Raw genomic sequence first — 1,215 nt, 5'->3', positions numbered from 1 at the left:
TTGTTGTTTATCTACCAGAACCCGGCTGCTGGCCGGGCTCACCCCTGAACGGACTTGTGGTTATTTATGGAAAAGTCGAAGTTGCGCAAAGTCGGTATGGGTTTAGCGTTAGTGGCAGTAGCGGGATTGGCTTTCTACACGGTGCAGGCACCGGCCGAGGCGCCGCAATACCTGACCGCCCCGGTGGAACGCAGTGACATTGAAAACGCGGTGCTCGCCACCGGGTTGCTCGAAGGCATCAAGCAAGTGGACGTCGGCGCGCAAGTGTCGGGGCAATTGAAGTCGCTCAAGGTCAAGGTTGGCGACAAGGTGAAGAAAGGGCAGTGGCTGGCGGAAATCGATCCGCTGGTGTTGCAGAACACTTTGCGTCAGGCCCAGGTTGATGAGGAAAACCTGCAAGCGCAAAAACGCGCGACCCAGGCTCAGCTCAGGCAAACCAAAGCGATTTACGAGCGCTACAAGAACTTGCAGGACGACGCGTCGATCTCGCGCCAGGATTTTGAAACCGCCGAGTCGGACTATCAGGTGCAGCAGGCCAACCTGATGTCGCTGGATGCGCAGATCAAAAGTGCGCATATCCAGATCGACACGGCCAAGGTCAATCTGGCGTACACGCGGATTGTCGCGCCGATTGATGGCGACGTGGTCGGCGTGGTCACTCAGGAAGGCCAGACCGTGATCGCCAGCCAATTGGCACCGGTCCTGCTGAAACTGGCGGATCTGGACACCATGACGGTCAAGGCGCAGGTGTCCGAGGCCGATGTAATTCACATCGCCCCGGGGCAAGAGGTGTATTTCACCATTCTCGGCGAGGACAAACGCTACTACGCGAAACTGCGCGGCACGGACCCTGCGCCGCAGAACTTTCTTGAAACACCGCCCGCCGGTACGCCTAAGCAAAGCAGCGCGGTGTTTTACAACGCGTTGTTCGAGGTGCCCAATCCCGACCATCGCCTGCGCATCTCGATGACCGCGCAGGTGCGCATTATCCTCGACACCGCCAAGTCGGTGCTGACCGTGCCGGTGGCGGCGCTCGGCCCGCGCAATGCCGATGGCAGTTTTCCGGTACGGGTGCTCGACGCCAAGGGCCACGCGAAGTCGCGCAACGTGCAGACCGGGATCAACAACAACGTCAAAGTGCAGATCAACGCCGGTCTGGCAGAAGGCGACCGCGTGGTGATCGGTGATCCGGTGAACAATGTGGCGGGGGCCTGA

At 59.7% G+C, this 1,215-nt stretch carries 1 protein-coding gene; it reads left to right on the top strand.

From position 1 onward, the window contains the following. Positions 1–66: 66 nt before the first annotated feature. Complete coding sequence (gene macA, locus AB4N74_RS11790) at positions 67–1,215, top strand: macrolide transporter subunit MacA (protein WP_460100312.1); 1,149 nt, start codon at positions 67–69, stop codon at positions 1,213–1,215.

It is taken from the genome of Pseudomonas sp. H3_C08 (assembly GCF_054669455.1).
The sequence above is the reverse complement of the archived record's forward strand: the minus strand, read 5'-3'. Positions and strand labels throughout refer to the sequence as shown.